Genomic DNA, 25,123 nt, shown 5'->3' with positions numbered 1-25,123 from the left:
GTGGGGTTTTCCCCGTTCCGGAGGTGGTGCCCGGGAGTCGTGCGCGCAACCCGCGAACACATTCAGGGAGTGCGTACGAACATGGACAGTCGGATAGACAGCGGGCCGGGCGGACAGCCCCCGGCCGGACGCGCGGCCAAGGAACACCCGCAGCACGACGCGACGATGCAACTCGGCGTCCTGGCCGAGCCGTTGAGCGCACCCGGGCCCACGGAGCGGCCCTCGGCGCCCGCCCCCCGCCCCCGCCCGGCCCAGGCCACCGCCACGGCCCCCACGGCTCAGCTCACCGCCCGGGTGTCCCAGCCGGCCCCAGCGGCCCGGGTGTCCGCCACGCAGCCCACCGACGGGACCGCCCCCCGGCCCGCCGACGCGGCCGCCACCCCGCCGCCCGCCGCCGACCGCTTGACCAAGCCTGCCCCCGCCGACCGCTTGACCAAGCCCGCCCCCGCCGACCGCTTGACCAAGCCCGCCCCCGCCGACCGTGCGGCCGCGCGGCCCGAGCTGGAGGACGGGACGACCAAGCTGCGGCCCCTCGACCGGACAGCCCTCCGGCCTCAGCCCCAGCCCGTGGGCCGGACCGCCAACGCCCAGGCCAACGCCCAGGCCGACGACCGGGTGAGCGGCCCGGGGCCCGTGGCCCGGACCGCCACCCCGCCGCCCTCCGCCGACCGCTTGACCAAGCCCGCCCCCGCCGACCGTGCGGCGGCGCGGCCCGAGCTGGAGGACCGGACGACCAAGCTGCGGCCCCTCGACCGGGTCGTCGCGTCGGGTGCGTCCGCGTGGGCGGGCGGGGTGGGCGCGGCGCAGGAGGGCGGCCGGGCTGGTGGGGCGGGCCGGGTGGCCGAGGGCGGGGCGCAGAGCGAGGTGGAGCGGTCGGCCACGCAGAAGATCCCCATCTTCCGGCCGCTCGCCGCCATACCGAGCCAGCGCGGCCACGACCGGCCCGTGTTCGTCGACTCCAGCGGGCGCCGAGGCAAGAAGGTGCGCTGGCTCGGCTGGGTCTTCGGCCTCGCCGCGACCGGCTTCGCCGCCGCGCTCGTCGGCTCGCTGCTCGGCGGCAGCGCCACCGCCCCGAGCCTGACGATCCCCGACGGCGGCGGCAAGGCCGACGCCGTGACGGCGCCCCCGCAGGCGGCCTCCTCGCAGGCCCCGGAGCCCAAGGCGTCCCCGAAGAAGATCACGGCGCCCACGCACACCGTCCCCAAGGCGCCCTCGCCCAAGGCATCCAAGCCCGCCGGCAAGCTCCCGCACGGCGCGACCCCGGTCACGGGACACATCCCGGTGAATACCAAGGCGTCCCCGCCCGCGGGCACCGCCTCCAAGCCGGCCGGCCACGCGGTCTCGCCCTCCGGCGGCAAGACCGGCGCCTGAGCCGAGAGGCCGCCCGCGGGGCCGCCCGGCGCGGCCCGCCCGAACTCCCGCACCCCGCCGGCACCCCGGCGCCCGGCACCCCCCTCCCGGCCCGCCCGCAGTGGTCCAGGGCGCGCCGGCAACCCTCAGCACCAACCCCGTACGGCCACGTCGGCGTACCGGCCCGAAGGCGTAACGACACCTGCCATGAGAACCACCAAGGCCAAGCCGCGGCCCATGCGGCGCAAGCGGCTGCCCATGCGCTATCTGCTGCCGCTGCTGCTGCTCGTCGCGCTCGTCGCGATGCTGATGCTGCGCGGCTATGTGCACAGCGAGATCTCCGCGGACCACCGCGTGCGCGACCCCGCGCCCACCGACAGGGTCCCGGACAAGATCATCGACGGTGGCCCGGTCATCGACGCGCGCACCCCCGGCAAGCCGGTCAGCCTCCAGATCCCGGACCACAAGATCGTCATCACCTTCGACGACGGCCCGGACCCGACCTGGACCCCCAAGGTCCTCGACGAGCTGAAGAAGTACCACGCGCACGCCGTCTTCTTCGTGACCGGCACCAACGCCTCGCGCTACCCGGACCTCATCAAACGCATGGTCGCCGAGGGCCACGAGGTGGGTCTGCACACCTTCAACCACCCCGATCTGTCCTACCAGTCCAAGTCGCGCATCGACCGCGAGCTCTCCGAGAACCAACTGGCGCTCGCTGGCGCGGCCGGCGTGCACAGCTCGCTGTTCCGGCCGCCGTACTCCTCCTTCGCCGACGCCATGGACAACGACACCTGGCCGGTCGTCCAGTACGTCGGCAGCAAGGGCTACGTCGTGGCCCTCGACTCCACCGACAGCGAGGACTGGAAGCGGCCAGGCGTCAAGAAGATCATTCACAACGCCACCCCGGAGGACGACAAGGGCGCCATCGTCCTGATGCACGACTTCGGCGGCGACCGCTCGCAGACCGTGGCCGCGCTCGACAAGTTCCTGCCGGACATGCAGGAATCGGGCTACACCTTCGTCAACCTCACCACCGCGCTCGGCGCTCCCAGCGCCCTGACCCCGGTCAGCGGCATGGACCTGTGGAAGGGCGAGGCGTTCGTCGGCGCCGTCCAGGTGGCGGAGCACACCACCGACTTCCTGGTCGTCGGCCTCGCCGTCGTCGGCGTGCTCGTCTTCGCCCGCTTCGGCCTGATGCTGGTGCTGTCCTTCGCGCACGCCCGCAAGGTGCGCGGCAAGGGCTTCCAATGGGGAGCGCCGGTCACCGAACCGGTCTCGGTGCTCGTGCCCGCGTACAACGAGCGTGAATGCATCGCCAATACCGTTCGTTCGCTCATGGCGAGCGATCATCCGATCGAAGTGATCGTGATCGATGACGGTTCGAGCGACGGCACCGCCGACATCGTCGAAGCGCTCGGCTACCCCAATGTGCGTGTGGTGCGCCAGGAGAACGCGGGCAAGCCCGCCGCCCTCAACAACGGCATCGCGCACGCCCGTTACGAACTCGTCGTCATGATGGACGGCGACACCGTCTTCGAGCCGTCCACCGTGCGCGAACTGGTGCAGCCCTTCGGCAACACACGCGTGGGAGCCGTCGCGGGCAACGCCAAGGTCGGCAACCGCGACTCGCTCATCGGCGCCTGGCAGCACATCGAGTACGTCATGGGCTTCAACCTCGACCGCCGCATGTACGACCTGATGGGCATCATGCCCACCATCCCCGGCGCGGTCGGCGCCTTCCGCCGCCAGGCCCTGGAACGCGTCGGCGGCATGAGCGAGGACACCCTCGCCGAGGACACCGACATCACCATGGCCATCCACCGGGACGGCTGGCGCGTGGTCTACTCCGAGAACGCCCGCGCCTGGACCGAGGCCCCCGAGTCCGTCCAGCAGCTCTGGTCGCAGCGCTACCGCTGGTCCTACGGCACCATGCAGGCGATCTGGAAGCACCGGGGCGCCGTCAAGGACCGGGGCGCGTCCGGCCGTTTCGGCCGCGTCGGCCTGCCCCTTGTCGCCCTGTTCATGGTCGTGGCCCCGCTGCTCGCGCCGCTCATCGACATCTTCCTGCTGTACGGGATCGTCTTCGGCAAGACCGAGCAGACCATCGTGGCCTGGCTCGTCGTGCTCGCGATCCAGGGGGTGTGCGCGGCGTACGCCTTCCGGCTCGACAAGGAACGCCTGACCCACCTCCTGTCGCTGCCCCTCCAGCAGGTCCTGTACCGGCAGTTGATGTACGTCGTGCTGCTCCAGTCCTGGATCACCGCGGTGACCGGCGGCCGCCTTCGCTGGCAGAAGCTGCGCCGCACCGGCGTGGTCGAGGCGCCCGGCAACCCGGCCGAGCGGAAGGCCGCGCGATGAGTTCGTACGTGGAGGTGCCCCAGGCGGTGGCGACGGCGCCCGCCCCGGCACCCCGGGTGCCCGCGCGCGACCGGTACTTCGACTTCCTGCGCGCCCTGGCCCTGTTCCGGGTGGTGCTCTACCACCTCATGGGCTGGGCCTGGCTGCCGCTCGCCTTCCCTTCCATGGGCGTGATGTTCGCGCTCGCAGGCAACCTGATGTCCCGCTCCCTGAAGCGGCCCGCCCTCCAGGTCGTCCGCGGCCGGATGCGCCGCCTGCTGCCCCCGATGTGGCTGCTCGGCGCGGTCGGGATCACCGGCATGCTCGCGCAGGGCTGGGGACCCGGCTCCGAGGGGCACCCCGCGTGGTGGTGGGGGCACCTGCTGTTCTGGGTGGTCCCGCTGAGCGATCCGCCGTACGCGGCCGGCCTGCCCGGCATCCACCACGTCCTCGGCGACAACTGGGGTGCCAACCTCGCCGAACCGCTCTGGTACCTGCGGGCCTACCTGTGGTTCGTGCTGCTCTCGCCGCTCTTCCGGGCGATGCTGCGCCGCGCCGCCTGGCCCACCGTCCTCGCCCCGGTCGCGCTCTGCGCGCTCCTGGAGTTCGTCGACCTCGGCCTTCCCGGGCGCGTCGACTCCGCGCTCACCGACTTCGCCACGTTCGGCGCCTGCTGGATCCTCGGCATGGCCCACCAGGCGGGCGTGCTGCGCAAGGTGCCGGGCTATCTGGTGCCCTCGCTCGCCCCGATCGTGATGGCCCTGGGCTACGCGTGGGCGGTGCACGGCGGGTACTCCGTCACCGGCTCCACCGAACTGGACTCCATCCCGCTCGCCCAGGCCCTGTGGTCGCTCGGGTCGGTGCTCCTGCTGCTGCACATCAGCCCCTCGTGGGCCCAGTGGCCGGCCCCGCTGCGTCGCTGGGACCGGGTGATCACCCTGCTCAACTCCCGCGCCGTGACGGTCTACCTCTGGCACAACCTGTGCATCCTGGTCGCCGCCACCGTCTGGGACGACCTGTGGAGCATCCACGCGCTCGCGGGCGCGGGCAAGTTCCTCAACAGCTCATGGCCGGTCCTCGCGGTGACCTGGTTCCTGGTCGGCCTGTGCGTGCTCTGCTTCGGCTGGGTCGAGGACGTGGCCGCCAAACGCGCACCACGGCTCTTTCCCGTGTGAGCCCCGTGGGCGGCGGCGGGCTCACCGCCGCCGCCCGCACCGCGTGAAGACACGGTTGCACCCCGGTCACCGGGCGCCATGCGGGCGAAACCCGGCCTCCCTACGGTCGCTCCCACCAGTGGTGGACCGACCGTGGAGGCACGATGACCGGCCGATGGATCGAACGGTGGGAGCCGGAGGACGACACCTTCTGGCGCCACACGGGCGCACGCGTCGCCCGGCGCAACCTGTACCTGTCCGTGTTCTGCGAACACATCGGGTTCTCCGTCTGGAGCCTGTGGTCGGTCCTTGTGCTCTTCATGGGCCCCGCCTACGGAGTGGACCCGGCGGGCAAGTTCATCCTCATCTCGCTCGCCACCCTCCTCGGCGCCCTCGCCCGCATCCCCTACACCTTCGCCGTCGCCCGCTTCGGCGGCCGTGACTGGAGCGTCTTCAGCACCCTGCTGCTCCTGGTCCCGGCCGGCGCCGCGTGGTGGGCGATGCGCCCCGGCACCTCGTACACCACCTTCCTGCTCGTCGCCGCGCTCGCCGGGGTCGGCGGCGGCACCTTCGCCTCCTCGATGACCAACATCAACGCCTTCTTCCCGCTCCGCGAGAAGGGCTGGGCGCTCGGCCTCAACGCGGGCGGCGGCAACATCGGCGTACCCGTCGTCCAGCTCGTCGGGCTGCTCGTCATCGCGACGGCGGGGGCCGGCCACCCCCGGGTCCTGCTCGCCGTCTACCTGCCGCTCATCGTGCTCGCCGGGCTCGCCGCCGCGCTCGGGATGGACAACCTGGCGCCGGTGCGGGGCGACACCGGAGCCGTCAAGGAAGCGCTGCGCGACGTTCACACCTGGATCATGGCGTTCCTCTACCTCGGCTCGTTCGGCTCGTTCATCGGCTACAGCTTCGCCTTCGGCCTGGTGCTCCAGACCCAGTTCGGACGCACCCCGCTGCAAGCGGCCTCGCTCACCTTCGTCGGGCCGCTGCTGGGCTCCCTGATCCGGCCCCTCGGCGGCCGGCTCGCCGACCGCTACGGCGGCGCCCGCATCACCCTCGGCAACTTCGCCGCGATGGCCGCGGCGACCTGCGTCGTCCTGTACGCCTCGCTCCACGCCTCGCTGCCGGTCTTCCTGACCGGGTTCATCGCCCTGTTCGCGCTCAGCGGGCTCGGCAACGGCTCCACGTACAAGATGATCCCCGCGCTCTTCCAGGCCAAGGCGCTCGCCCAGGGGCTGACCGCAGGGGAGGCGGCGGACCGGGGACGGCGGGTCTCGGGGGCGGCCATGGGTCTGGTCGGCGCGGTCGGCGCGCTCGGCGGACTCGCCGTCAACCTGGCCTTTCGCCAGTCCTTCCAGACCTCGGGCACCGGCACCGCCGCCTTCGCGGCCTTCCTGGTCTGCTACGCGGCGTGCTCGGCGGTCACCTGGGCGGTATACGTCCGCAGGCCCGCCCCGGCGCCGGTACGCGCGGAGGCGGCGCCCGTGGGCGGCGAAGTGTGATCCTGGTCGGCGGGGCGGTACGTAACAGCGGGGAAACCGGGGTGAACCGCGCACGTCACGCCCCGTTGGCAGGCTCGGCCGTCACCGCACACCTGGAGAGTCATGACCGCAGCACCACAAGCGGCCGCAACCCACGGGCCGCTCGCCGGGTTCACCGTCGGGGTCACCGCCGCCCGCCGCGCCGACGAGCTCGCGGCGCTGCTCACCCGACGCGGCGCCACCGTGCTGCACGCGCCCGCGCTGCGGATCGTGCCGCTCGCCGACGACAGCGAACTCCTGGCCACCACACGGCAGTTGATCGCCGGTCCGCCCGACACGGTGGTGGCCACCACCGCCATCGGCTTCCGGGGCTGGATCGAGGCCGCCGACGGCTGGGGAGTGGGCGGCGCCCTGCTCGACACCCTCAAGGGCGTCGAACTCCTCGCGCGCGGGCCCAAGGTGAAGGGCGCGGTGCGGGCGGCCGGGCTCACCGAACGCTGGTCGCCGGCCTCGGAGTCGATGGCCGAGGTCCTCGACCGGCTGCTCGCCGAGGGCGTCGCGGGCCGGCGCGTCGCGGTCCAGCTGCACGGCGAACCGCTGCCGGGCTTCGTGGAGGCGCTGCGCGAGGGCGGCGCCGAGGTCGTCGGGGTGCCGGTGTACCGGTGGCTGCCGCCGCAGGACATGGCGCCGCTCGACCGGCTCCTGGACGCGGCCCTCGTGCGCGGCCTGGACGCGCTCACCTTCACCAGCGCGCCCGCCGCGACCTCCCTCCTGAACCGGGCCGAGGAGCGCGGCCTGCTGCCCGAACTCCTCGCCGCGCTCCGCGACGACGTACTCGTGGCCTGCGTGGGCCCGGTCACCGCGCTGCCGCTCCAGGCCAGGGGCGTGACCACCTATACCCCCGAGCGCTTCCGCCTCGGCCCCCTCGTCCAGCTCCTGTGCGCCGAACTCCCGGCCCGGGCCGGGGTGTTGCCGTTGGCCGGGCACGCCGTGGAGATCCGGGGCCACGCCGTCGTGGTGGACGGCGAACCGCGCCCGGTCCCCCCGGCGGGCATGGCCCTCCTGCGCACCCTGGCCCGCCGCCCCGGCTGGGTGGTGCCCCGCGCCGAACTGCTCCGCGCCCTACCCGGCTCGGGCACCGACGAACACGCCGTGGAGACGGCGATGACCCGCCTGCGCACGGCCCTCGGCACCCCCCGCCTCATCCAGACGGTCGTCAAACGCGGCTACCGGCTGGCGCTTGATCCGGGGGTGGATGCGAAGTATGGGGGCGGGTGAGAGTTCCGGAGCGGACGTCAGCGACAGGCCGGCGCCGGTCATCAAGTGGGGGCCAGGTCAAAGGGTGTCCTTCTCGGCGGCACGCAGTCGCCGGAAGCCCTCGGCGTCACAGGCCCGCGCCAGCTGGAAGTACTTCCGACGGGCCTCGGTGCGGCTGCGGCTGCGGCGCTCGGCGTACTCGCGCAGGGCGAGGTTCACCACCTCGTGCTTCGTGAGGGCGCCGGACAGGCGCATCGCCTCGGCGAGCGCTTCGCCGTCGATGTCGATCTGTGTGGCGGACACGTGACCTCCCGGCGGCTCGGGGCACCTGCCAAGGTGGCCGTGCCGCATGCCTGGGTACTGCGGATCGCTACCGTACGCCCATGACCACACTGCGCCCCGCCGCGATCTCCGACGCCCCCGCCATGGCCGCCGCGCTGCTGCGGAACCGGGAGCACATGCGGCGCTGGGAGCCCTACCGGCACGCGGGCTTCTACACCGCCGCCGGGCAGGAGGAGCGGCTTCGGGCGCCGGGGGCGCGGGTCTGGGTGTGGGTGGACGGGGAGCGGGTGGTGGGGCAGTTCACCCTGTCCGGGATCGTGCTAGGGCCCTCGTGCAGCGCGAGCCTCGGGTACTGGGTCGACGCCGAGTACAACGGGCGGGGCATCGCCACGCGGGGCACCGAGGAGATCTGCCGCGTGGCCCGCGAGGAACTGGGTCTGCACCGGATCGAGGCCGGAACCGTGCTGCACAACGTCGCTTCCCAACGGGTGCTCGCCAAGGCCGGGTTCGAGGAGTTCGGGCTCGCCCCGCGCTATCTGCACATCGATGGCGAGTGGCGCGACCACCGGCTCTTCCAGCGCATCCTGCACGACGCGCCGCCCGCGTCGGCGTCCGGACGGTAGGAGGGGTTCCGGGGGCGGCTCCGGGCGGGCACTCTGGGGGTGGCACTCACCGGTAACCCCCTAGGCGGTGACAGGCGCATGGCGCGGTTCGACTCGGGGCGGATCTGTCTCGATCTGCTGGCGACCGGGGCGTACGACAGGGAACAGCTGGGCGGCGCCAAGGAGTTGGGGCAATGGCTGCGCGGCGCCGGACTGCTGCCCGGGGGTGCGGCGCCCGTCGTGGTCGGCGGTGACTGGCCCGCCAGGTTCGTCGAACTGCGCTGCTGCGTGGGTCAGTTGGTCCACGCCGAGCTGGACGCACGGCGCGATGGCGCCCCCGACGCGCTCGCCCGCGTCAACGCCCTCGCGGCCGTGCCGCCGCCAGGAGTGCGCGCGGTCCGGGGCGCGCACGGCGGCCTCGTACGGACCCTGGAGCGCGCGCCCGAGTGCGGCGCGCTGCTCGCCCTCGTGGCCCGGGACGCCATCGACCTGCTCACCGACCCCGGCGCACTTGCCCTGCTGCGCCAGTGCGAGGGCGACACCTGCCGGCTGCTCTACCTCGACACCTCGCGCGGGCGCAGACGCCGCTGGTGCTCGAGCGAGGCGTGCGGCAACCGCGAACGGGTGGCGCGCCACCGCAGGCGCGTCGCCGCGCTCTGACGGGGGCGCCGAACGGCCGCCGCGCCGGGAAAGGCGCCGCCGGTTTGAATGGTTGCGGTCAACCGTCCGTATGGAGGGACGTACCGGCTCGCAGCCGCGCGCCGGATGGTCTCGACCTGGAGGTGCCGGTTGCGCAAGGATGCCGCCGTGGCCGATGACCGTCCGCGCGGAGCCCGGCACCGCTCCGTGCCCGACGAGGAGCTGATGCGGGCGCTGTACCGCGAGCACGCGGGGCCGCTGCTCGGGTACGTCATGCGGCTCGTGGCGGGCGACCGCCAGCGGGCCGAGGACGTCGTGCAGGAGACGCTCATCCGTGCCTGGAAGAACGCCGGTCAGCTCAACCGGGCCACCGGTTCGGTCCGCCCCTGGCTGGTGACGGTCGCGCGTCGCATCGTCATCGACGGCCACCGCAGCCGGCAGGCCCGGCCGCAGGAGGTCGATCCGTCGCCGCTGGAGGTCATGCCCGCGGAGGACGAGATCGACAAGGCGCTGTGGCTCATGACCCTCTCCGACGCGCTCGACGACCTGACCCCGGCCCACCGGGAGGCGCTGGTCGAGACGTATTTCAAGGGACGTACGGTCAATGAGGCCGCCCAGGCGCTCGGCGTGCCCAGCGGGACCGTGCGGTCCCGGGTGTTCTACGCCCTGCGCTCGATGAAGCTCGCACTGGAGGAGCGGGGGGTGACGGCATGACGAGCGGGGAGTACGCCGAGGGCTCGGCGCACGAGGCGGTCGGCGCCTACGCGCTCGGCATCCTCGACGACGCCGAGGCCACCGCCTTCGAGGCGCACCTCGCGGGCTGCGAGGCGTGCGCCGCCGAACTGGACGACCTGGCGGGCATGGAGCCGGTGCTGGCCGCGCTCAAGGAGTTCCCGGGCCCCGCCGCCCAGCCGCTGCGGCCGGTGCCGCCGGGGATGACCGAGGGCCTGATCAACGAGGTCGCCGCCCAGCGCGCCCGGCGCAGGCGCCGCACCACCTGTCTGGTGGCGGCCGCGGCCGCGCTGATCGTGGGCGGGCCCGCGGTCGCGGTGGTGGCGACCTCGTCGGACACCGGCACCCACCAGAGCGCCCAGGCCAATCCAGTCAACCCGGCCGCGGACGCCTTCGACCACATGACGCGGAAGGTCTCCGCGACCGACCCCACCACCGGGACCACCGCGACGGTGGGCACCGAGGCCAAGGCCTGGGGCACCCACACCGTCCTCGAGCTCAAGAACGCCAAGGGCCCCCAGAAGTGCAGCCTGATCGCGATCGGCAAGAACGGCGAGCAGGAGACCGTGACGTCCTGGGCGGTGCCGGCGTGGGGCTACGGCATCAAGGACAGCCCGCACGCCTCGGCCCGCTACCCGCTGTACGTGCACGGCGGCACCGCGATGAACCGCGACCAGATCGACCACTTCGAGGTCCGCACGTTCGACGGGAAGGCACTCGTGGACGTTCCCGCGTGAGCCCGGGGCCCAGACGGGTGTCCCGACATGCGGGGCCGCACCGGACAGTGGCCTGACAAGGGGTCCCCCTTCGCGTACGGTTGACGGCTGCCCAATGCACGTCAGAAGGGGGCCTCGGTGGCCGCGCAGGATGCCGCTGTCGATTCCGCTGCCGGTACCTCCGAATCCGCGGTGGATTCGGTCCGGGAACGCGAAATCGCCGGCGAACAGGTACATCTCGACCAGGTGTACCGCCGCCTGGAGGAGAAGATCCATGAGGCGGAGTTCCTGATGAACGACGCCGCCAAGCGCGGACAGGTCGGCACGCCGGGTGCCCTGGCCGAGCGCGACGCCCAGGTCTTCCGGGCGGGGGTCCATCTCAACCGGCTCAACAACGAGTTCGAGGACTTCCTCTTCGGCCGGATCGACCTGCTGCTCGGCAAGGACGGCAAGAAGGGACCGGACGGCGCGTACACCTCGGTCGAGCCCGCCGAGGACGCGGTGCGCCCCGACGCCACGGCCGACATCGCCGAGACCCTGCACATCGGCCGCATCGGCGTCCTGGACGCCGATTACTCGCCGCTGGTGATCGACTGGCGCGCCCCGGCCGCCGCGCCGTTCTACCGCTCGACGCCGGTCGACCCCGGCCGGGTGGTGCGCCGCCGCGTCATCCGCTCCAAGGGCCGCAAGGTGCTCGGCGTCGAGGACGACCTGATGCGCCCCGAGCTGACCGCGACCCTGGACGGGGCCGCGCTCGCGGTCATCGGCGACGGCGCCCTGATGGCGGCGCTCGGCCAGGCCCGCAGCCACACCATGCGGGACATCGTCGCCTCCATCCAGGCCGAGCAGGACATGGTGATCCGGGCGCCCGCCGCCTCCGTCACCTACGTCGAGGGCGGCCCCGGCACCGGCAAGACCGCCGTCGCGCTGCACCGCGCCGCCTACCTGCTCTACCAGGACCGGCGCCGCTACGCGGGCGGCATCCTGATCGTCTCGCCCACCCCGCTGCTCGTCTCCTACACCGAGGGCGTGCTGCCGTCGCTCGGCGAGGAGGGCCAGGTCGCGATCCGCGCGGTCGGCAACCTCGTGGACGGCGCGGAGGCCACCGCGTACGACGACCCGGCGGTCGCCCGGATCAAGGGCTCGTCCCGCATGCTCCACGTGCTGCGCAAGGCCGCCAGAGGCGCCCTTGAGGGGCCGGGGGAGCGCCCGGGACGCTCCAGACGGCGCGGCGGCGAACAGCTCGCCCTCGGTGACCAGCTGCCCCTCGGCGAGCAGGCGCCCGCGCCGGAGCCCGCCCAGCGGCTGCGGGTCGTCGCGTTCGGAGCCCGTATCGAGCTGGAGGGCGAGGAGCTGCGGCGCATCCGCCAGACCGTGCTCAGCGGCACCGCGCCCGTCAACCTGCTGCGCCCGCGCGCCCGCAGGCTCCTGCTCGACGCCCTGTGGGCCAAGTCCGGCGCGGGCGGGCGCCACACGGACCCGGAACTCGCCGCCGAACTGCGCTCCTCCTTCGACGACGACATCACATCCGAGGACTCCTTCATCGCCTTCCTCGACGCGTGGTGGCCCGAGCTGACCCCGCGCGGGGTGCTGGCGGCGATGGCCGACGAGCGGCGCCTGGCGCGCTGGTCGCGCCGGGTCCTCAACCAGGGCGAGGTGCGCCGCCTGGCCCGCTCGCTCGCCCGGGCCGCCGACGGCGCGTACTCGGTGCACGACGTGGCCCTCCTGGACGAGCTGGAGACGCTGCTCGGCGCCCCGGCCCGGCCCAGGCGCAAGCGCGAGTACGACCCGCTGGACGCGCTGACCGGCCTCGAAGAGCTCATGCCGCACCGCGAGGAGAGCCAGCGCGAGCGGGCCGAACGTCTGGCCCAGGAGCGCACCGAGTACGCGCACGTCATCGTCGACGAGGCGCAGGACCTGACCCCCATGCAGTGGCGCATGGTGGGCCGCAGGGGCCGCACCGCCACCTGGACCGTGGTGGGCGACCCCGCGCAGTCCTCCTGGTCGGATCCGGACGAGGCGGCCCAGGCGCGCGACGAAGCGCTCGGCAGCCGCCCGCGCCGCCGCTTCGAGCTGACCGTGAACTACCGCAACCCGGCGGAGATCGCCGAACTGGCCGCCAAGGTGCTGGAGTTGGCGATGCCGGGCATGAAGTCCCCGGCCGCCGTCCGCTCCACGGGCGTGGAGCCGAGGTTCGCGGTGGTGCGCGACGGCGACCTCGCCCGCTCGGTGCGCCAGGAGGCGGCGCGCCTGCTGGACCAGGTGGACGGCACCGTCGGCGTGGTCGTCGCCATGCGGCGCCGCGAACAGGCCGCGCGCTGGCTCGCGGAGCTCGGCGACCGCGTGGTGGCCCTGGGCAGCCTCGAGGCCAAGGGCCTGGAGTACGACGCCACGGTGGTCGTGTCGCCGGCCGAGATCGCGGACGAGTCCCCGGCCGGGCTGCGGGTGCTCTACGTGGCCCTGACCCGGGCGACGCAGCAGCTCACGGTGGTCTCGGGGGACCGGGACGAGCCCGACGCGGACGGGGTGCCGGACCTGCTCCGGGATTAAATTCGCAGTCAACTCGCGATGCGGGGATCACTTCCCGGGGTGGTTTGTTAGCCTGGTTGTGGCACCGGCTCGATCCAAGCCCCCGGGCCCAACCTTAGTCGCTCAGAGCGACCACTTGCCGCGAGGCGAGCATGGCGGGCCGGTGTCCTTAACGTGAGCGACAGGCCCACGTCACCCTCTGGTGACGTGGGCCTGTTGTCGTTGGCGGGGTCATCTGCTGTGTGCGGCGGGGTCTTCCGCCGACCACCGCTTTCTCGTATGGTGGAAACAACTTTCCGAAACAGGACGCCCATTATCGGCTACCAGCCAGTAGGTGCGACCATCGGATGGCACCACCACGCCACAGCCGAGGCGGTGCTAGCAACGAAGCTAGGGAAAGCAGAGGAACACGGTCATGGCAACGGCGCCCAGCGTCTCGTACTCGATGACGGTCCGTCTTGAGGTGCCGGCAAGCGGCACGGCGGTATCGCAGCTCACCACGGCGGTCGAGTCCTCGGGCGGCTCCGTCACCGGCCTGGACGTGACCGCCTCGGGCCACGAGAAGCTGCGGATCGACGTCACCATCGCGGCCACCTCCACCGCGCACGCCGACGAGATCGTCGAGGAACTGCGCCGCATCGAGGGCGTCACCCTGGGCAAGGTCTCCGACCGTACGTTCCTGATGCACCTCGGCGGCAAGATCGAGATGCAGTCCAAGCATCCCATCCGCAACCGTGACGACCTCTCGATGATCTACACCCCGGGTGTGGCCCGCGTGTGCATGGCGATCGCCGAGAACCCCGAGGACGCCCGGCGCCTGACCATCAAGCGCAACACCGTCGCAGTCGTGACGGACGGTTCCGCCGTGCTCGGCCTCGGCAACATCGGCCCGATGGCCGCCATGCCGGTCATGGAGGGCAAGGCGGCCCTGTTCAAGCGCTTCGCCGACATCGACGCCTGGCCCATCTGCCTGGACACCCAGGACACCGACGCCATCGTCGAGATCGTCAAGGCGATCGCCCCCGGCTTCGCCGGCATCAACCTGGAGGACATCTCCGCGCCGCGCTGCTTCGAGATCGAGGCCCGCCTGCGCGAAGCCCTCGACATCCCCGTCTTCCACGACGACCAGCACGGCACCGCGATCGTGGTCCTCGCCTCGCTGACCAACGCCCTGCGCGTGGTGGGCAAGGGAATCGGCGACGTACGCGTCGTCATGTCCGGCGCGGGCGCGGCCGGTACGGCCATCCTCAAGCTGCTGCTCGCGGCCGGCGTCAAGAACGCGGTTGTCGCCGACATCCACGGCGTGGTGCACGCCGGCCGCGCCGACCTGGTCGACGCGAGCCCGGAGTCCCCGCTGCGCTGGATCGCCGACAACACCAACCCCGAGGGCCTGACCGGCACGCTCAAGGAGGCCGTGGTCGGCGCCGACGTCTTCATCGGCGTCTCCGCCCCCAACGTCCTGAACGGCGACGACGTCGCGGCGATGGCGGAGGGCGCGATCGTGTTCGCGCTCGCGAACCCCGACCCCGAGGTCGACCCGGCGATCGCCCGCGAGACCGCGGCCGTCGTCGCCACCGGCCGCTCGGACTTCCCCAACCAGATCAACAACGTCCTGGTCTTCCCCGGCGTCTTCCGCGGCCTCCTGGACGCGCAGTCGCGCACCGTCAACACCGAGATGATGCTGGCCGCGGCCGGCGCGCTCGCGGACGTCGTCGCCGAGGACGAGCTCAACGCGAACTACATCATCCCGTCGGTCTTCAACGACAAGGTGGCCGGGGCGGTGGCCGGGGCCGTCCGCAACGCCGCCAAGGCCGCCGGAGCGGCTGTGACGGGCCCCACGTCGGCCTGAGCTACGGCGCGTCGCGGGATGCGGGCCCAGTAACGCCCCCTTAGGGTGGCGGACCATGACCCGCATCCGTACCGGCCCCTCGTGAGTCCTCACGTTGTCGACGGAGCGTCACCTTGACGAGGCAGTGGCGCTTTTCGTGTGACTCAGTGTGACTCGGACGGGTGCCGGATTGGCTTTCCCGCCGTAGGTGGGGGCAGGATGCTCCCCCAAGGACTTCGTCCAGGGGGGACCCCCAGGACGCGAGGGTCGTGACCCGGGTGCGGGGACTGTCCGAGGGCCCTGGCAGCATCGGCTTCGCTGTATCCAACATGCGGCTTCCGCCGCGTGGCACGCCTCACAGGCAAGAAGAACACGGGAGTAAGAACATGAACCGCAGTGAGCTGGTGGCCGCGCTGGCCGACCGCGCCGAGGTGACCCGCAAGGACGCCGACGCCGTGCTGGCCGCTCTCGCCGAGACCGTCGGCGAGATCGTCGCCAAGGGCGACGAGAAGGTCACCATCCCCGGCTTCCTGACCTTCGAGCGCACCCACCGTGCCGCTCGTACCGCTCGTAACCCGCAGACCGGCGACCCGATCGACATCCCGGCCGGTTACAGCGTGAAGGTCTCGGCGGGCTCGAAGCTCAAGGAAGCCGCCAAGGGCAAGTAAGCGTCCTTTGCTCCGCAAGGCCGCTTAGCAGCAAACGCCGAGGGCGGCCACCCTGTCCAACAGGGTGGCCGCCCTTTCGCGTGCCGCGGGTGGCTGGGTGCGCAGTTCCCCGCGCCCCTGGTGGGGTCTGTGCCGGCCCGCGTGGGCATGGTCGGGCTGTCCGGCCTTTGAGGACGAGGCCGTTCGGGCCGAACGGGGTCTGGGGCGGAGCCCCCGGGGTCCCGGCTGCGGGTCGTGGTCGCTTCTCGCGCAGTTCCCCGCGCCCCTGGCGGGGTCTGTGCCGGCCCGCATGGGCATGGTCGGCCTGTCCGGCCCTTTGAGGACGAGCGCGTTCAGCGCGAGCGGGGTCGGGGGCGGAGCCCCCGGGTCCCGGCTGCGGGTCGTGGTCGCTTCTCGCGCAGTTCCCCGCGCCCCTGGTGGGGTCTGTGCCGGCCCGCGTGGGCATGGTCGGGCTGTCCGGCCTTTGAGGACGAGCGCGTTCAGCGCGAGCGGGGTCGGGGGCGGAGCCCCAGAGGGTTGGGCCTCAGCCCGCTCATGACCCCCGGAGGGTTGCAGGGAGGGGCGGGGTGGGGCGTCCCCGGGGTCTGGGGCGGAGCCCCGGCAACCCCCGCCCGGTTTCGGGTGCGGGCCGTGCTGGGGCGCCCGCGCGGTTCCACGCGCCCCTCGTGGGGCACCCGGCACGGCCCCGCGCCCCTCGTAGGGCCCCCGGCACGGCCTCAGCCGCCCCCGGGTCGGCTAGACCAGGGCGCCGTTGGGGAGTTCCACCTTCGCGCCCAGGCTTTCCAGTTTCTCCATGAAGTTCTCGTAGCCCCGGTTGATCAGGTCGATGCCGTGGACCCGGGACGTACCCTGGGCCGCCAGCGCCGCGATGAGGTAGGAGAAGCCGCCCCGCAGGTCCGGGATGACCAGGTCGGCGCCCTGGAGCTTCGTGGGCCCGCTCACGACCGCCGAGTGCAGGAAGTTGCGCTGCCCGAAGCGGCAGTCCGAACCGCCCAGGCACTCGCGGTAGAGCTGGATGTGCGCGCCCATCTGGTTGAGCGCGGAGGTGAACCCGAGCCGCGACTCGTACACCGTCTCGTGGACGATGGACAGCCCGGTGGCCTGGGTGAGAGCGACGACCAGCGGCTGCTGCCAGTCCGTCTGGAAGCCCGGGTGGACGTCCGTCTCCAGCGCGATGGACTTGAGCGAGCCGCCGGGGTGCCAGAAGCGGATGCCCTCGTCGTCGATCTCGAAGGCACCGCCGACCTTGCGGTAGGTGTTCAGGAACGTCATCATCGAGCGCTGCTGGGCGCCCCGGACGTAGATGTTGCCCTCGGTCGCCAGCGCGGCGGACGCCCAGGAGGCGGCCTCCAGGCGGTCCGAGAGGGCCCGGTGGGTGTAGCCGCCGAGCGTGTCGACACCGGTGACCCTGATGGTCCGGTCGGTGTCCATGGCGATGATCGCGCCCATTTTCTGGAGGACGCAGATCAGGTCCTCGATCTCCGGCTCGACCGCCGCGTTGGACAGCTCGGTCACGCCTTCCGCGAGGACGGCCGTCAGGAGCACCTGCTCGGTCGCCCCGACCGAGGGGTACGGCAGCGTGATCTTGCACCCGCGAAGCCTCTGGGGGGCCTCCAGGTACTGGCCGTCGGCCCGCTTCTCGATGGTCGCGCCGAACTGCCGCAGCACCTCGAAGTGGAAGTCGATCGGCCGGCCGCCGATGTCGCAGCCGCCGAGGCCCGGGATGAAGGCGTGGCCGAGGCGGTGCAGGAGGGGGCCGCACAGCAGGATCGGGATCCGCGAGGACCCCGCGTGCGCGTCGATGTCGGCGACGTTGGCGGACTCGACGTGGGAGGGGTCGAGGATCAGCTCGCCGGGCTCGTCGCCGGGGCGGACCGTGACGCCGTGCAGTTGCAGCAGGCCCCGGACGACGCGTACGTCGCGGATGTCGGGCACGTTGCGCAGTCTGCTCGGGCCGCTGCCGAGGAGGGCGGCGACCATCGCCTTCGGCACGAGGTTCTTCGCGCCGCGGACGCGGATCTCGCCCTCAAGCGGGGTTCCGCCGTGGACAAGCAGTACATCGTCTGTGCCGGTCATGAATCTCGCGTTCCGGAGTCGTCGGGCAAGGGGCAGGGGTAAAGGGTAAGGGGCTTTCGCCCCTGCCCCATAAGGCCAAGGACGGTTCACGTATGTAATGAATTCGCTACAGCACGCTCCGCTCAGGCCCGCTCACCGCAGGGTCACGGACCCGGGCCCCCCGCGGGAGGCACGGGGCCGGGGCACGCGCGTGCGCCCCGCTGCTGCCGTGCGCCCGCCGGCCGCCCCGGCCCCCACCCCGTGTGACGCCCTTCGCGGGCCGTCCCGTCTCCCGCGGGGCCCGGTTATGCGGGATCATGTCGGCATGACCGAGGTGTCCTCGCTCACCGGGCGGCTGCTCGTCGCCACACCGGCCCTCGCGGATCCGAACTTCGACCGCGCGGTCGTGCTGCTCCTCGATCACGACGAGGAGGGCACGCTCGGCGTGGTCCTGAACCGTCCGACACCGGTCGGCGTCGGCGACATCCTGGAGTCCTGGGCGGGCCTGGCGGGGGAGCCGGGGGTGGTGTTCCAGGGCGGCCCGGTCTCGCTGGACTCCGCGCTCGGCATCGCGGTCATCCCCGGCGACGAGGGCACGTCCCCGAGCTCTCAGCTCCGTTCGAGCAGGGGAGACCCCGTCGGCTGGCGCCGGGTGTACGGGGCGATCGGCCTGGTCGACCTGGAGGCGCCGCCGGAACTGCTCGCGGGCGCGCTCGGCTCGCTGCGGATCTTCGCCGGGTACGCGGGCTGGGGCCCGGGTCAGCTGGAGGCCGAACTCGGCGACGGCGCCTGGTACGTGGTCGAGTCGGAGCCCGGCGACGTCTCCTCCCCGGATCCGGAGAGCCTGTGGCGGGCGGTGCTGCGCCGCCAGCGCAGCGATCTCGCGATGGTCGCCACCTATCCGGACGATCCCTCGCTCAATTGACGTCCTGGCGACGTCCTTCCCCCGGTTCCGGGTGGCTTCAGTACCCTTGGTGGTTATGAGCACTCTTGAGCCCGAGCGCGGGGCAGGTACGGGGACCCTCGTAGAGCCGACACCCCAGGTGTCGAACGGCGACGGCGACCACGAGCGCTTCGCCCACTACGTCCAGAAGGACAAGATCATGGCGAGCGCGCTCGACGGCACACCCGTCGTCGCGCTCTGCGGCAAGGTGTGGGTGCCGGGGCGCGACCCGAAGAAGTACCCGGTCTGCCCGATGTGCAAGGAGATCTACGAGTCCATGAGCGCCGGCGGCGACAAGGACAAGGGCGGCAAGGACAAGAAGTAGGTCTTTCCGCCTCCACGGCCCCCGGGGTGTGCCTCAAGCACACCCCGGGGGCCGTTTCGCGTCCCCGGGGGCCTCCGTGGGCCGGCGGGTTGTCCAGACCTCTTGCCCAGGGCTTTGCCGCCGCCATAACCTCCTCCCTGTTGTGCAAGATGCGAAACGCTCGTTGCGTATGTTGCAACGCCCTGGGGAGGATCCACCGTGAAGCTGTCGAAGCAGCTGTCGAAGCTCTCTGCCCGAACCGCCCTTCCGCTGGCGGCACTTGCCCTCTTCTGCGCGGCCGGCTGCGCCCCTCAGACCTCCGACACCTCCGCGAAGAGCGACGACAAAAGCGGCACCCTGCGGGTCTGGCTCTTCCAGGAGGTGAGCAACGGCCCCAAACAGCAGGTGGTGGACAAGGCCGTGGCCGCCTTCGAACAGGCTCATCACGGCGTGGACGTGCGGGTCGAGTACATACCCGTCGACACCCGCGCCCAGAAGATCAAGGCCGCGTTCAACGACCCGGGCTCCGCGCCCGATCTGATCGAGTACGGCAACACCGACACGGCGGGCTATGTGCGGGACGGCGGACTCGCCGATGTGAGCGCGGAGTTCGCCGCCTGGGACGAGGCGAAGGACACCGACCCGACGGCGAAGCAGTCCGTGACGGTCGGCCGGAAGATCTACGGTGCCCCGCTGTTCGTGGGCGTCCGCGCGCTGTACTACCGCACCGACGTCCTCAAGGACCTCGGTATCGCCGTGCCGAAGACCCAGGACGAGCTGGCCGCCGCGGCCAAGAAGATCCACCGGGCCGAACCCGCTCTGTACGGGCTCGCCGTGGGCGGCGCCTACACGTACGGGGCGCTGCCCTTCCTGTGGGCCCACGGGGGCGAACTGGCCACCGAGAACGGCGGAAAATACACCTCCGCCCTCGACAGCGCGCCCGCCCGCGAGGGCATCGCCGCCTACACCTCGCTCTTCGGCGACGACAACTGCCCGGCCGCCAAGTGCGCCCAGATGGGCGGAAACGCCACCATCACCGCCTTCGCGGGCGGCAAGGCGGCCATGGCGATCGGTGGCGACTTCAACCATGCCGCCGTCGAGGCCGGCGCGGTCAAGGGCAAGTACGCCGTCGTGCCGCTGCCCGGCCGCACACCGGGATCGGTCGCCCCCGCCTTCGCCGGCGGCAACAACATCGGCGTACTGAAGAGCAGTTCGCACCGTTCGCTCGCGGTCGGCCTCATGAAGCAGCTCACCGGCAAGGCGACCCAGCGCGAGATGTTCGACGCGATGGGCTTCCTGCCGACGTACACCGATGTACGCGCCGAGGCCGCCAGGAAGCAGCCGTTCGTCGAGCCGTTCGTCCGCACCCTGGCCTCGGGCACCAAGTTCGTCCCCGCGTCGCCGGGTTGGGGACAGATCGACTCCTCGCTGGTGCTGCCCACGATGTTCCAGGAGATCGTCAGCGGCAAGAAGGACGTCGCCCGGGCGTCCTCGGAGGCGGCGAAGAAGATGAACGAGGCGTTCGGGGCGGCGGGTTGAGCCCCGCGACGGCCGAGCGGACGAAAGTGCCGCCGCCCGCGCCGAATTCCCCGCCCAGGCGCACCCGCTCCTTCGGCCGGGCGGGCTTGACGCCATGGCTCCATCTGGCCCCCGCGCTCGCTGTCCTGGCCGCGCTGCTCGTCTACCCGATCTACCAACTCGGCCTGATCTCCTTCCTCGAATACACCCAGGCGCAGGTCAGCGGCGGCGCGGCGACCAGCTTCCAGGGGTTTGGCAACTACGCCACGCTGTTCTCGGACGGCCAGTTCTGGTCGGTGCTGCTGGCCACGCTCGTCTTCGCGGCGGCCTGCGTCCTGTGCACCCTCGTGGCCGGCTGCGCGCTCGCCGTCCTCCTGACGCGCGTACGGGCGCTGCCCCGGCTCGCGCTGATGCTGGCCGCGCTCGGGGCGTGGGCCACGCCCGCCATCACCGGCTCGACGGTGTGGATGTTCCTGTTCGACCCTGACTTCGGCCCGGTCAACCGCGTGCTCGGCCTCGGCGGCCACTCCTGGACGTACGGCCGCTACAGCGCGTTCCTGCTCGTGCTGCTCGAAGTGGTGTGGTGCTCGTTCCCGTTCGTGATGATCACGGTGTACGCCGGGATCCGGGCCATCCCGGGTGAGGTCCTGGAGGCCGCCGCCCTCGACGGCGCCTCGCAGTGGCGGATCTGGCGGGCCGTCATGGTCCCGATGCTGCGGCCGATTCTCACCGTCGTCACGATCCAGTCCGTCATCTGGGACTTCAAGGTGTTCACGCAGATCTACGTCATGACGAACGGCGGCGGCATCGCGGGCCAGAACCTGGTCCTGAACGTGTACGCGTACCAAAAGGCGTTCGCCTCCTCGCAGTACAGCCTCGGCTCGGCGATCGGGGTGGTGATGCTGGTGATCCTGCTGGTGGTGACGCTGGTGTATGTGCGGTTGCTGAGGCGACGGGGGGAGGAACTGTGAGCGGCAGCAAGGTAGTTGAGGCCGGTGGGGCCCGCGCGGCCAGGGTTGGCGCGGGGCCCGGTTCCGGTTCGGGTTCCGTCCGCCCTGGGTTCTCTCTCCGGGTCCTGCGGCCCGGGCGGCCGGCCGCCGAGGGGGTCGCGCTGCTGGTGGCCGCGGTGGTCGCCTTCCCCCTGTACTGGATGGTCCTTTCCGCGTTCAAGCCGGCGGGGGAGGTGCAGACGACCCACCCCCGGCCGTGGACGCTGTCCCCCTCGCTCGACTCCTTCCGGCGTGTCTTCACCCAGCAGGACTTCGGGCGCTACTTCCTCAACAGCCTGATCGTGGCGGGGACGGTGGTGCTGCTCTCCGCGCTGATCGCCTTCCTGGCCGCGACCGCGGTGACCCGCTTCCGGTTCCGGTTCCGCACCACGTTGCTGATCATGTTCCTGGTGGCGCAGATGGTGCCGGTCGAGGCGCTGACGATCCCGCTGTTCTTTTTGATGCGCGACCTCGGGCAGCTCAACACGCTGGGGTCGTTGATCCTGCCGCACCTCGCGTTCTCGCTGCCGTTCGCGATCTGGATGCTGCGGGGGTTCGTGAAGGGGGTGCCGGTCGCGCTGGAGGAGGCGGCGGCGCTCGATGGGGCGAGCCGTACGCGGTTCCTGTGGCAGATCCTGTTTCCGCTGGTCTTTCCCGGGCTCGTGGCGACCAGCGTCTTCTCCTTCATCTCCGCGTGGAACGACTTCCTGTTCGCGAAGTCGTTCATCATCAGCGACACGTCGCAGTCCACGTTGCCGATGGCGCTGCTCGTCTTCTTCAAGCCGGACGAGAACGACTGGGGCGGGATCATGGCGGCGTCGACGGTCATGACCGTGCCGGTGCTGGTGTTCTTCGTGCTGGTGCAGCGGAGGTTGGTGGTGGGGGTGGGCGGTGCGCTCAAATAACCCCGGGTACGCCTCCACCCGGGCGCCATCCCCGTTCCGGCCCCTCCCGACCCGGGCCAGGCATCCGCCGGGCTGCCACCCGGACCGCTTCTGGCCCCGGCCAGCCCGGGTACGCGTCGCCGGGGTGCCACCCCGGACCGGGTCTGACCCCTCCCGGGCCAGGCATCCGCCGGGCTGCCACCCGGACCGCTTCTGGCCCCGGCCAGCCCGGGTACGCGTCGCCGGGGTGCCGCCCCGGACCGGGTCTGGCCCCTCCCGGGCCTGGGAACGTCGCCGGGGTTGCCGTCCAGGATCTGGCCCCTCCCCGCCCCTTCCCTAAACCCGCCGGGGGTGAAAGACCCTGGGGCTCCGCCCCAGACCCCGTTCGGCCTGAACGTCCTCGTCCTCAAATGCCGGACAGGCTGAGATTGCCTGTGCGGGCCAGCACCAACCCCGCCAGGGGCGCGGGGAACTGCGCGAGAAGCGACCAGGGCCCGCACCCGAACGCCAAACCCTTTAAGGGGCGCGGGGAACTGCGCGGGAAGTGACCAGGGCCCGCACCCGAACGCAAGCCTCTTGAGGGGCGCGGGGAATGGCGCGAGAAGTGACCAGGGCCCGCACCCGAACGCAAGCCTCTTGAGGGGCGCGGGGAACTGCGCGATCGGTCCCCCCGGCCCCGCCGCACCCACCACCCCGTACCCGCACCCCCTCCCACCCCCGGCGGGTTTCGGGAAGGGGCGGGGAGGGGCAAACCAAACCGAAGGACCACCCATGCCCACCAACCCCCCCACCAACCCCGCCCACACCCTCATCCCCGCCCCCCGCACCCTCCTCACCCACGACACCCCCACCCCAGCCCCCCACCCCCTCACCCCCCTGACCCGCCTCTGCCCCACGACCACCCTCCACACCGCCCCCGGCACCGAACCCCTCGCCCCACTCCTCCGAAACACCATCGGCGCCGCGACCGGCCTCCCCCTCCCGGGCGGAGCCCCCACCCCGGACGGCATCGTCCTGCGCCTCACCCCCGCCGTCCCCGCCGTCCCCGCCGTCCCCGCGGGCCCCGCCGGCACGGGCAACCCCACCCACCCGGAGGGCTACCGCCTCACCACCGACCGCTCCGTCGAGAACGTCGCCGTCCTCCTCGAATCCCCCACCCCCGCCGGCCTCTTCCGGGGCATCCAGACGCTGCGCCAGCTGCTGGGGCCGGAGGCGTTCCGGCGGGCCCCGCTCAGGGGCGCCGGTCAGAGCTGGGCGCTGCCGCAGGTCAGCGTGGCGGACGAACCCCGGTTCGCCTGGCGCGGGCTCATGCTCGACGTGGCCCGGCACTTCATGCCGAAGGACGGCGTACTGCGCTACCTCGACCTCATCGCCGCCCACAAGCTCAACGTCTTCCACTTCCACCTCACCGACGACCAGGGCTGGCGGATCGAGATCAAGCGCCACCCCCGGCTCACCGACGTCGGCGCGTGGCGCGGCCGCACCAAATGGGGGCACCGCGCCTCACCCCTGTGGGACGAGAAGCCGCACGGGGGTTACTACACCCAGGACGACATCCGCGAGATCGTCGCGTACGCCGCCGAGCGGCATATCCGCGTCGTCCCGGAGATCGACCTCCCCGGCCACTCGCAGGCCGCCATCGCCGCGTACCCCGAACTCGGCAACACCGACGTCATCGACACCGCCTCCCTCTCCGTCTGGGACACCTGGGGCGTCAATCCGAACGTACTCGCCCCCACTGACACCACCCTCCGCTTCTACGAAGGCGTGTTGGAGGAGGTGCTGGAGCTTTTCCCCGAGGACGTCTCGCCGTTCATCCACATCGGGGGCGACGAGTGCCCCAAGGACCAGTGGCAGAAGTCGGACATCGCCCAGGCGCGGATCCGCGAGCTCGGGCTCGCCGGTGAGAACGAGCTCCAGTCCTGGATCATCCGGCACTTCGACACCTGGCTCAGCGCGCGCGGGCGCCGGCTCATCGGGTGGGACGAGATCCTGGAGGGCGGTCTCGCGCCCGGCGCGGCCGTCGCGTCCTGGCGGGGATACGGCGCCGGCGTCGCCGCCGCCGAGGCCGGGCACGACGTGGTGATGTGCCCCGAGCAGTACGTGTACTTGGACCACCGCCAGGCCCCGGGGGCCGAAGAGCCCATGCCCATCGGGTTCGTGCGCACGCTGGAGGACGTCTACCGGTTCGAGCCCGTTCCGGCCGGGCTCGGCCCCGAGGCCGCCGCCCACATCCTGGGCACCCAGGCCAACGTGTGGACCGAGGTGATGGAGAACCAGGCCCGCGTCGACTACCAGACCTTCCCCCGCCTCGCCGCCTTCGCCGAGGTCGCCTGGAGCGCCCTGCCCGCCCCCGCCGACCGCGACTTCGCGGATTTCGAGGCGCGAATGACCGCCCACTACCGGCGCCTTGACGCCCTCGGCGTCGATTACCGGCCGCCCACGGGCCCGTTGCCGTGGCAGCGGCGCCCCGGTGTGCTCGGACGCCCGATCGAGGGGGCGCCCCCAAACAGGTGAGCCACGGCCCAAGGTGACCGCTCGGCGGCCGTCCTCCTGGGAGCGTGGCCCCGGGTCACGGCCGCCCGGCCACGACCGGCTGCGAGGAAGACCGCTGTGACGAACACCCGGCGTGCGGAACGAGGCGTACCGCACAAGGCGCACAAGTCGCGCAAGGCTTGCGAAACCGGAACATTCCCCGGAGCGGGGACAGAAGTGAGCTTCGTGGACCCTCCCGTCGGGCGGTACGGAAGATGTGCCAGAGTTGCCACGTCCGGGCTGTGAGCACGTACGGTACGGCCATCAGCAGGTGGCCACAGACGGCACAGTCGTACGGCCGGGACACCGGGAAGGGG

General features: G+C 72.1%; 20 protein-coding genes. 18 read left to right on the top strand and 2 right to left on the bottom strand.

Features of this window, described 5'->3' with window-relative positions; all coding sequences use genetic code 11:
• The first annotated feature begins 81 nt into the window (after positions 1–81).
• From ABR738_RS16175 to ABR738_RS16155, 5 genes are all read left to right on the top strand, one after another.
• On the top strand, positions 82–1,371 hold the full coding sequence (locus ABR738_RS16175) for a hypothetical protein (protein WP_350230681.1): 1,290 nt from the start codon (positions 82–84) through the stop codon (positions 1,369–1,371).
• A gap of 237 nt (positions 1,372–1,608) precedes the next feature.
• The gene (locus tag ABR738_RS16170; protein ID WP_350234598.1) at positions 1,609–3,711 is read left to right on the top strand and encodes a bifunctional polysaccharide deacetylase/glycosyltransferase family 2 protein; all 2,103 of its coding nucleotides are present in this window, start codon (positions 1,609–1,611) and stop codon (positions 3,709–3,711) included.
• Positions 3,708–4,865: an acyltransferase family protein gene (locus ABR738_RS16165; RefSeq protein ID WP_350230680.1), complete on the top strand. Its 1,158-nt coding sequence runs from the start codon at positions 3,708–3,710 to the stop codon at positions 4,863–4,865. Before ABR738_RS16170 ends, ABR738_RS16165 begins: the two co-directional genes overlap by 4 nt.
• Before the next feature lie 143 nt (positions 4,866–5,008).
• Positions 5,009–6,346 carry a nitrate/nitrite transporter gene (locus ABR738_RS16160; RefSeq protein ID WP_350230679.1) on the top strand — a complete coding sequence of 446 codons (1,338 nt, stop codon included), beginning with the start codon at positions 5,009–5,011 and terminating at the stop codon, positions 6,344–6,346.
• A gap of 102 nt (positions 6,347–6,448) precedes the next feature.
• Positions 6,449–7,603, top strand: coding sequence for a uroporphyrinogen-III synthase (locus tag ABR738_RS16155; RefSeq protein WP_350230678.1), 1,155 nt, complete (start codon positions 6,449–6,451; stop codon positions 7,601–7,603).
• A 57-nt stretch (positions 7,604–7,660) separates the two neighbouring features.
• Here the strand turns inward: ABR738_RS16155 and ABR738_RS16150 are convergent, their stop codons facing one another.
• Positions 7,661–7,885 carry a type II toxin-antitoxin system VapB family antitoxin gene (locus ABR738_RS16150; protein WP_350230677.1) on the bottom strand — a complete coding sequence of 75 codons (225 nt, stop codon included), beginning with the start codon at positions 7,883–7,885 and terminating at the stop codon, positions 7,661–7,663.
• A gap of 80 nt (positions 7,886–7,965) precedes the next feature.
• On the opposite strand from ABR738_RS16150, the gene ABR738_RS16145 reads away from it, so the two are divergent.
• The 7 genes from ABR738_RS16145 to ABR738_RS16115 all read left to right on the top strand — a co-directional run bounded on the left by ABR738_RS16145 (position 7,966) and on the right by ABR738_RS16115 (position 15,578).
• On the top strand, positions 7,966–8,487 hold the full coding sequence (locus ABR738_RS16145; protein ID WP_350230676.1) for a GNAT family N-acetyltransferase: 522 nt from the start codon (positions 7,966–7,968) through the stop codon (positions 8,485–8,487).
• 78 nt (positions 8,488–8,565) lie between these two features.
• On the top strand, positions 8,566–9,126 hold the full coding sequence (locus ABR738_RS16140) for a CGNR zinc finger domain-containing protein (RefSeq protein WP_350230675.1): 561 nt from the start codon (positions 8,566–8,568) through the stop codon (positions 9,124–9,126).
• A 105-nt stretch (positions 9,127–9,231) separates the two neighbouring features.
• The gene (locus tag ABR738_RS16135) at positions 9,232–9,819 is read left to right on the top strand and encodes a sigma-70 family RNA polymerase sigma factor (protein WP_350234597.1); all 588 of its coding nucleotides are present in this window, start codon (positions 9,232–9,234) and stop codon (positions 9,817–9,819) included.
• Positions 9,816–10,574: an anti-sigma factor family protein gene (locus ABR738_RS16130; protein ID WP_350230674.1), complete on the top strand. Its 759-nt coding sequence runs from the start codon at positions 9,816–9,818 to the stop codon at positions 10,572–10,574. The genes ABR738_RS16135 and ABR738_RS16130 overlap by 4 nt, the downstream gene beginning before the upstream one ends.
• A gap of 117 nt (positions 10,575–10,691) precedes the next feature.
• Entirely contained in the window at positions 10,692–13,103 is a 2,412-nt protein-coding gene (locus tag ABR738_RS16125) for a HelD family protein (RefSeq protein ID WP_350230673.1), read from the top strand.
• 394 nt (positions 13,104–13,497) lie between these two features.
• The gene (locus tag ABR738_RS16120) at positions 13,498–14,931 is read left to right on the top strand and encodes an NAD-dependent malic enzyme (RefSeq protein ID WP_350230672.1); all 1,434 of its coding nucleotides are present in this window, start codon (positions 13,498–13,500) and stop codon (positions 14,929–14,931) included.
• 365 nt (positions 14,932–15,296) lie between these two features.
• On the top strand, positions 15,297–15,578 hold the full coding sequence (locus tag ABR738_RS16115) for an HU family DNA-binding protein (RefSeq protein ID WP_037692421.1): 282 nt from the start codon (positions 15,297–15,299) through the stop codon (positions 15,576–15,578).
• A 735-nt stretch (positions 15,579–16,313) separates the two neighbouring features.
• Here ABR738_RS16115 and murA read toward each other — a convergent pair.
• A complete protein-coding gene (gene murA / locus ABR738_RS16110) occupies positions 16,314–17,654 on the bottom strand; it encodes a UDP-N-acetylglucosamine 1-carboxyvinyltransferase (protein ID WP_350230671.1) in 1,341 nt (446 codons plus the stop codon).
• A 304-nt stretch (positions 17,655–17,958) separates the two neighbouring features.
• On the opposite strand from murA, the gene ABR738_RS16105 reads away from it, so the two are divergent.
• The 6 genes from ABR738_RS16105 (at position 17,959) to ABR738_RS16080 (ending at position 24,788) form a co-directional block, all read left to right on the top strand.
• A complete protein-coding gene (locus tag ABR738_RS16105; protein ID WP_350230670.1) occupies positions 17,959–18,558 on the top strand; it encodes a YqgE/AlgH family protein in 600 nt (199 codons plus the stop codon).
• 55 nt (positions 18,559–18,613) lie between these two features.
• Positions 18,614–18,901 carry a DUF3039 domain-containing protein gene (locus tag ABR738_RS16100; protein WP_267052954.1) on the top strand — a complete coding sequence of 96 codons (288 nt, stop codon included), beginning with the start codon at positions 18,614–18,616 and terminating at the stop codon, positions 18,899–18,901.
• Positions 18,902–19,099: 198 nt separating this feature from the next.
• Positions 19,100–20,419, top strand: a complete 1,320-nt coding sequence (locus ABR738_RS16095; RefSeq protein ID WP_350230669.1) for an extracellular solute-binding protein — start codon at positions 19,100–19,102, stop codon at positions 20,417–20,419.
• 26 nt (positions 20,420–20,445) lie between these two features.
• A complete protein-coding gene (locus ABR738_RS16090) occupies positions 20,446–21,369 on the top strand; it encodes a carbohydrate ABC transporter permease (protein ID WP_350234596.1) in 924 nt (307 codons plus the stop codon).
• Between the two features lie 104 nt (positions 21,370–21,473).
• Positions 21,474–22,292, top strand: coding sequence for a carbohydrate ABC transporter permease (locus ABR738_RS16085; RefSeq protein WP_350234595.1), 819 nt, complete (start codon positions 21,474–21,476; stop codon positions 22,290–22,292).
• Positions 22,293–23,042: 750 nt separating this feature from the next.
• Positions 23,043–24,788 (top strand): beta-N-acetylhexosaminidase, encoded by a 1,746-nt coding sequence (locus tag ABR738_RS16080; protein WP_350230668.1) that lies wholly within the window; start codon positions 23,043–23,045, stop codon positions 24,786–24,788.
• The last annotated feature ends 335 nt before the right edge of the window (positions 24,789–25,123 follow it).

This window comes from Streptomyces sp. Edi4 (genome assembly GCF_040253615.1).
Classification (GTDB): domain Bacteria; phylum Actinomycetota; class Actinomycetes; order Streptomycetales; family Streptomycetaceae; genus Streptomyces.
This window is presented reverse-complemented; position numbering and strand designations above follow the sequence as displayed.